4 protein-coding genes are annotated in these 7,347 nt (G+C 68.8%); 1 reads left to right on the forward strand and 3 read right to left on the reverse strand.

The genetic code is table 11. The features are described 5' to 3' along the window. Window positions 1-11 precede the first annotated feature (11 nt). Both GPA22_RS10070 and GPA22_RS10075 read right to left on the reverse strand, forming a co-directional pair. Window positions 12-1,823 carry a M61 family metallopeptidase gene (locus tag GPA22_RS10070; protein ID WP_169255934.1) on the reverse strand — a complete coding sequence of 604 codons (1,812 nt, stop codon included), beginning with the start codon at window positions 1,821-1,823 and terminating at the stop codon, window positions 12-14. Between the two features lie 324 nt (window positions 1,824-2,147). Beyond that, on the reverse strand, window positions 2,148-2,606 hold the full coding sequence (locus GPA22_RS10075; protein ID WP_169255935.1) for a YaiI/YqxD family protein: 459 nt from the start codon (window positions 2,604-2,606) through the stop codon (window positions 2,148-2,150). A 128-nt stretch (window positions 2,607-2,734) separates the two neighbouring features. Here GPA22_RS10075 and GPA22_RS10080 point away from each other — a divergent pair, with 128 nt between their 5' ends. Beyond that, on the forward strand, window positions 2,735-5,902 hold the full coding sequence (locus GPA22_RS10080; RefSeq protein WP_169255945.1) for an error-prone DNA polymerase: 3,168 nt from the start codon (window positions 2,735-2,737) through the stop codon (window positions 5,900-5,902). 40 nt (window positions 5,903-5,942) lie between these two features. Here GPA22_RS10080 and GPA22_RS10085 read toward each other — a convergent pair whose 3' ends face one another. After that, window positions 5,943-7,181 (reverse strand): sensor domain-containing diguanylate cyclase, encoded by a 1,239-nt coding sequence (locus tag GPA22_RS10085; protein WP_169255936.1) that lies wholly within the window; start codon window positions 7,179-7,181, stop codon window positions 5,943-5,945. Window positions 7,182-7,347: the final 166 nt, after the last annotated feature.

A 7,347-nucleotide genomic window follows, 5' to 3' on the forward strand; every position in this document is an offset into this window, starting at 1 on the left:
GATCCCGGCCTTCAGGCGCCCAGCCACCCCTTGCGCAAGGCCCGCATCGGCGCGGACACCCGTTTGCCGCTCGCGAGCTTCACGGTGTCGGCAGGCGGAGCCGCCAGCTCGGCGGTGAATTGCATCAGCTCGTCGCGGCGGAAGGCATGGATCGTGACCTGCTCGCCCGGTTTGCGGCGGGCGAGCTGCCCGTCGAGCGACGCGGCCGTCACCTTGAGGCCGTCGAGCGCGACGAGCACGTCCCCGGCCGAAAGCCCGCACCGCTGCGCCGCGCCGCCGTCGAACACGTTCGCCAGCTTCGCCTCGCCGTTTCCGGCGGCCAGCTTCACGCCCAGCGACGCCCCCTTGGCCGCCGCCTCGGCGCGGTATTCGATCCCGAACGGCCTGAGGAACTCGTCCAGCGGCAGATCCTCCGTGCCCTCGACCGCGTCCTTCAGCCAGCGCGACAGGCGCCGGCCCGCGCCCTTCAGGCCGGCTTCGGCGACTTCGCCGACCAGCGCGAACAGGCCGTCTTCCGCCACCCCTTCCCCCGTCTGGCCATGCCGCTGCCACAGGAGCCGCATCACGTCGTCCAGGCTCTTGCGCCCGGCACTCGCCGCGCGCAGCTGCAGGTCGAGCGCCAACGCGATGAGCGCGCCCTTCGCGTAATAGCTGACGATCGCGTTCGGCGCATTCTCGTCCTGCCGGTAATACTTGATCCACGCGTCGAAGGACGATTCCGCGACGCTCTGCTTCAGGCGCCCGCCGCTGCGCAGCACGTTGGACATCGTCTTGCCCAGCAGGGCGAGGTAATCCTCGACGGCGATCACGCCCGAACGCACGAGCGCGAGATCGTCGTAATAGGACGTGAAGCCCTCGAACGCCCACAGCAGCCGCGTGTAGTTCTCGCTCGCGAGGTCATAGGGCGTGAACGCCGCCGGCTTGATGCGCTTGACGTTCCAGGTGTGGAAGTATTCGTGGCTGCACAGGCCGAGGAAAGTCCGGTAGCCCTCGGTCTGCTCGCCCATGCCGGCGTAGGGCAGGTCGCCGCGGCTCGTCAGCAGCGCGGTCGACGAACGGTGCTCCAGCCCGCCGTAGCCATCGCCGACGACCATCGTCAGGAACAGGTAGCGATCGACCGGCGCGGGCGTGCCGAACAGCTCGATCTGCCACGTGCACACGCTTGCCAGATCCGTGCACAGCCGTTCGAGGTCGCAGTCGTGGCGCCCCGTCAGCACGATTTCGTGCGGCACGCCCGCCGCCTCGAAACGCGCATGGGTGAAGCTGCCCATCTCGACGGGGTGGTCGACCAGCTCGTCGTAGTTGTCCGCGTAATACAGCCCGAAGCCCATCGCCGGCGCCGCCAGCGGATCACCCGCAGGCCGCTTCAGCGTCGTCGCCACCTTCCAGGTCTGCAGCGCCGGGCCGGCCGGCGGCAGGATATCCACGTAACAGGGTTCCCCGGTCTTGCCCTCGACGGCGAGGAACACGCTCGTGCCGTTGAAAAAGCCATGCGTCGCGTCGAGATGCGCGGCACGCACCGATAGATCCCACGCATACACCTCGTAGCTCAGCGTCAGCGCCCGCCCGCGCGCGACGGGGGCCGCCCGCCAGCTGTGCTTGTCCAGCTTTTCGATCCCGACCGGCCGGCCGTCGCACTCCGCCTTCAGCGTCACGATGTTGCGCGCGAACTCGCGGATCATGTAGCTGCCGGGAATCCACGCGGGCAAGCGAAACACCTGCCCGGACGGATCGGGATCCGCGACCGTGCAGCTCACGTCGAAGATATGCGCCTCCGGACGCGCGGGGGAAATCGTGTAGGACACACGGGGCTGGTGGGGCATCGGCAATTCCGCAAAACGAACCAAAGTTGTCGATTTTAGCTGCTGCGGCCGCGACCGGACGAGGCGAGGCGACGTTGTGTCGATGCCTCATTTTTGCGCAGGAGCAACATTCCCTTTTGCGTCAGGGTCCTGCACTGCATCCCCACAAGTTGTCCACAGGACTGCCCACGCCCGGTGGGGATAAGCGACGGGTTTTCCCCAGGGGCACGTTGCAGGAATGCCTCATTTTTGTGCAGACACAACAATTCCTTGTGCGTCAGTGATCTGCAGCACGTCCCCACAAGTTGTCCACAAGACTGCTCACGGCGCGTGGGGATAAGCGTCTTATCCACCGCTCCGGTGGTGCCGCGCGAGAAACTGGTCCAGACGGTTCGCGAATGCCTGCCGATCCCCCTGGCTCAGGGCCGATGGGCCGCCGGTCTGCACGCCGGTCGAGCGCAAGGTGTCCATGAAATCGCGCAGGCTGAGCAATTCACGGATGTTCTCGGCCGAATACAGCTCGCCACGCGGGTTGAGCGCGTGCGCCCCCTTTGCGATCACTCCCGCCGCCAGCGGAATGTCGGCCGTCACGACCAGGTCGCCCGCCGAGAGGCGCCGAACGATCTCGTTGTCCGCGACATCGAAGCCGGGCGGCACCTGCAGGGTCTTGATCCAGGGCGACCGCGGCACGGACAGCGGCTGGTTGGCCACCAGCGTCAACACGATGCCGCAGCGCTCGGCCGCGCGGTAGAGGATTTCCTTGATCGCCTTCGGACAGGCGTCTGCATCAACCCACATCTGCATCGATTCGGCTCCGCAATGGACTGTTCGGCGGGAACGGCTCCCGGGGTACGCAACGATAACGGCCATCGACGGCAGAAGGAACCGGTCGCGCGGGGAAAAAATCCGTAAACGCGTCTTATACTGTGATTATGTACAGCAACAGCCACGCTCCCCCACCCGGCTATGCCGAGCTCCATTGCCTGAGCAATTTCAGCTTCCAGCGCGGTGCCTCGCACCCCGAGGAACTCGTCGCGCGGGCAGCGAGCCTGGGCTACACCGCGCTGGCCATCACCGACGAGTGTTCGCTCGCAGGGGTCGTGCGCGCGCATCAGGAGATCCGGCGCGAGAAGCTGTCGCTGCACCTTGTCGTCGGCACCGAAATCCGCCTCGCCGACGGACCCCGCCTCGTGTTGCTCGCGACCGACCGCTCCGCCTACGGCCGGCTCGCCCGCCTCATCAGCATCGGCCGGCGGGCCGCCGGGAAGGGCGACTACCGCCTGACCCGCGCCGATCTCGGGGATGGATTGCCGGGTTGTCTCGCCCTGCTGCTTCCCCCCGAGGGCGAACCGGACCACGCTGCCGTGGTCGAGGACGGCCGCTGGCTCGCAGAACGCTTTCCTGGCTCGGCCTGGCTCGCCGTCGAACTCGCCTGCGGCCCGGACGATGCCCGACGGCTCTCAAGCCTGCTCGCGATCGCCCGCGCAGCCGGCCTGCCTCCCGTCGCAGCGACCGGGGCGCTGATGCACGACGCCGCACGGCGGCCGCTTGCCGACGTGCTCGCCGCGCTCCGTCTCCACGCCACCGTCGCCGAAGCCGGTGCCCGGCTCGCGCCGAACGCCGAGCGCCGCCTGCACGAACGCAGCACCCTCGCCCGCCGCTACCCGCCCGGGCTGCTCGCAGAGACTCTGCGCATCGCCGCCCGCTGCCGCTTCCGGCTCGACGAACTGCGCTACGAATACCCCGCCGAACTGGTCCCGGACAGCGAAACCCCGTCGAGCTGGCTGCGCCGCCTGGTCGAGGACGGGCTGCGCTGGCGCTACCGCCCGGACGGCGAGGCGCCCCCGCGCGTACGCAAGCAGATCGAGCACGAGCTCACGCTGATCGCGGAACTCGGCTTCGAAGCCTACTTCCTCACCGTGCACGACATCGTGCGCTTCGCCCGCAGCCGCGGGATCCTGTGCCAGGGGCGCGGCTCGGCGGCCAACTCGGTGGTGTGCTGGGCGCTCGGCATCACCGAGGTCGATCCCGGGCTCGGCATCATGCTGGTCGAGCGCTTCATCTCGAAAGAGCGCAACGAGCCGCCCGACATCGACGTCGATTTCGAGCACGACCGGCGCGAGGAAGTCATCCAGTATCTCTACGCCAAGTACGGCCGCGAACGGGCCGCGCTCGCCGCCACGGTCATCCGTTACCGTTCACGCAGCGCCCTGCGCGATGTCGGCCGGGCGCTCGGCCTCCCGCCGGCACAGATCGAGCGGCTCACGCGCGACCACTTCTGGTTCGACGGCCGCCACATCCTCCCCGAGCGCCTGCGCGATGCCGGCCTCGACCCCGACAGCCCCACGGTACGGCGCCTCGCCGCCCTTACCGAGGAACTGATCGGCTTTCCGCGCCACCTCTCGCAGCACGTCGGCGGTTTCGTGATCGCCCGCGGCCGCCTCGACGAGCTGGTGCCGATCGAGAACGCCGCAATGCCCGAACGCACCGTCATCCAGTGGGACAAGGACGATCTCGACACCCTCGGCCTGCTCAAGGTCGACGTCCTCGCCCTCGGCATGCTCTCGGCCCTGCGCCGCGGCCTCGCGCTGATGGCCGCCTGGCACGGCCGCGAAATGACACTCGCGGACATCCCGCGCGAAGTCGATGCCGTCTACGACATGCTCTCCGCGGCCGACTCGGTCGGCGTCTTCCAGGTCGAATCGCGCGCCCAGATGACCATGCTGCCGCGCCTCAGGCCCCGCCGCTTCTACGACCTCGTCGTCGAAGTCGCGATCGTGCGCCCCGGCCCGATCCAGGGCGGCATGGTCCATCCCTACCTCGAAGCCCGCGCCCGCAAGGAACGCGGCGAGGAAATCGACTACCCGCGCCCGGAATGCCGTACTCCCGGCGCCCCGCAGGACGACGGCGTGCGCCGTGTGCTCGAGCGCACGCTGGGCGTGCCGATCTTCCAGGAACAGGTGATGCAGCTCGCCGTGGTCGCGGCCGGCTTCACCCCCGGCGACGCCGACCAGCTGCGCCGCGCGATGGGCGCCTGGCGCCGCCAGGGCGAGCTCGAACGCTACCGCGCGCAACTGCTCGCCGGCCTGGCCGATCACGGCTACCGGGCCGAGTTCGCGGAGCGCCTGTGCAACCAGATCGAAGGCTTCGGCAGCTACGGCTTTCCCGAATCACACGCCGCGAGCTTCGCGCTGCTCGTGTATTTCTCCGCATGGATCAAGCGCTTCGAGCCCGCCGCCTTCCTCTGCGCGCTGCTCAACAGCCAGCCGATGGGCTTCTACTCCCCTTCGCAACTGATCCAGGATGCCCGCCGGCACGGCGTAACGATACGCGGGACCGACGTACGCGCGAGCGGCTGGGACTGCACGCTCGAACCCCAGGACGGCACGCACCTGCCCGCGGCACGCCTGGGACTGCGCATGGTCAAGGGATTCGGCGTCGACGCCGCCGCACGGATCGCCGCGGCCCGCAGCACGGGCCCCTTCGCCGGCGTGGACGATCTCGCGCTACGCGCCGCGCTCGATGCCCGCGAGCTCCGGCTGCTCGCCACGGCCGGCGCGCTGGCGGGGCTGGCCGGACACCGCCGTCAGGCGCTCTGGCAGGCCGCCGGCGGACAACCTGCGGAAGGCATCCTGCACGGTGCACCGGTGACGGAGAGCGTGGCGGAGATCGCGGCCCCGAGCGAGGCCCAGGAACTGCTCGCCGACTACGCGCGGCTGGGATTCACGCTGGGCCGCCACCCGCTCGCGCTGCTGCGCGAACGGCTCAGCGCGATGCGCTTTCTCACCGCGGCCGAGATCGCCGCCTGCCCCGACCGCCAGCTCGCCCGCGCCGCCGGCATCGTCACCTGCCGCCAGCGGCCGGGCACCGCGAAGGGAACGCTCTTCATGACCATCGAGGATGAAACCGGACTGGCCAACGTGATCGTCCGGCCCGAGCTCATCGAACGGCAACGCCGGGAACTGCTCGGAGCGCGGCTGCTGGGCGTGTTCGGCCAGATCAGCCGCCAGGGCGATGTCACGCACCTGCTGGCGAGCCGCGTCGTCGATCACTCGGCCATGCTCGGCACGCTCGCGGCACCAAGCCGCGACTTCCACTGAACAGCCCCCACCCCGGACGCGGAACGCAGCGCGCGCGCCCTCATTGCACGTCGCCCGCTGGCCCCTGCCGCAGGCAATCGGTGACCGCCACCACCTTGTTGCGCCCGAGGCTCTTCGCCCGGTACAGCGCCGCGTCCGCCGATGCCAGCACCTGTTCGAGCTCGTCGCCCGGCTGGAACCCGGCCAGCCCGATGCTGACCGTCAAGCCGAACGACGCGCCGTCCGCCCCCGCGATGTCGATGGCCGCGATTTTCCGCCGCAGGCGCTCCGCGAGCTCGCGCCCACCTTCCGGCAGCGTGCCCGGCAGGACGATCACGAATTCCTCGCCGCCGTAGCGCCCGACGATGTCGATCTCGCGCACGCTCCCGGCGCAGGTTTGCGCCACCCGCCGGATCGCCTGGTCGCCCACGGCATGACCGTGCCTGTCGTTGATCGCCTTGAAGTGATCGATATCCACCATCAACAGGGTCAGGGCCAGGCCGAATCGCTGTGCACGCTGCCGCTCCTGCTCGGCACGCTCGAGCAGGTAGCGGCGATTCGCGATCCCGGTCAGCGAATCCACCAGCGCCAGCTGGCGCAGGTCATCTTCCCGTCCCCTGCGTTCGGTGACGTCCTCCCGCACGGCAACGAAGTGCGCGACCCGCCCGAAGCGGTCCCGCAGGGGGGAGATGGCCATGTTCTCCCAGTATTCCTCCCCGCTCTTCCGGCGGTTCCGGACCTCACCGCGCCACACCCGGCCCGACAGGATCGTCTGCCACAGGTCGCTATAGACCTCGCTCCGCGTATGCCCGGCGCTGAACATCGCGGGACTGCGGCCGAGGATCTCGCGCCGCGAATACCCCGACGTGTTCAGGAAGGCGTCGTTCACATACTCGATCCGCCCGCGGTTGTTGGTGATCATGATCGCGGCCGGCGCGTGGTCGACTGCCGCCTTGTAGGTTTCGAGCGCGTACTCGCTGACCGGCAGCCGGACCTGCCCGAAATCCGGCATCCCGCCCTCCGGAGCACAGGAAGGCGTAACGTAGCCGGACGGTCCGGGGCTCGAGTCGGGCGGACGGCCGACCGAACGCACCAGGGGCCACACAGCCCAACCGACAACTGCCGCCAGCAGTCCCAGGGACACGCTCAGAAAGGGGATGAAGACACCTTGCCCGGCCATGGCGGTGTCGCCCAGTTCCTCCGCGGCCAACACGCCCTCCAGCATCCAGAGTCCCAGGGCGGTCAGCGCGGCGAACGCCAGCACCAGGAAGATCGTCAGCGACGTACGGGGAGGAAGCATCAGCCGATCCGGTAAACGACGAGAGTCCGAGCGCAAACCGCAATGATAGTGGATGCAATCGTGTTAATGCCAAATAAATTTTCCGTGCCTTGATCCAGGGCAATTTTTGCTCCGTCTGCGGTTTTCTCTCGGGCCCATTCGCCTCCCTTCCCGCTCCCTTCCCGCT

The organism is Aromatoleum toluvorans, from assembly GCF_012910905.1.
Classification (GTDB): Bacteria; Pseudomonadota; Gammaproteobacteria; order Burkholderiales; family Rhodocyclaceae; genus Aromatoleum; species Aromatoleum toluvorans.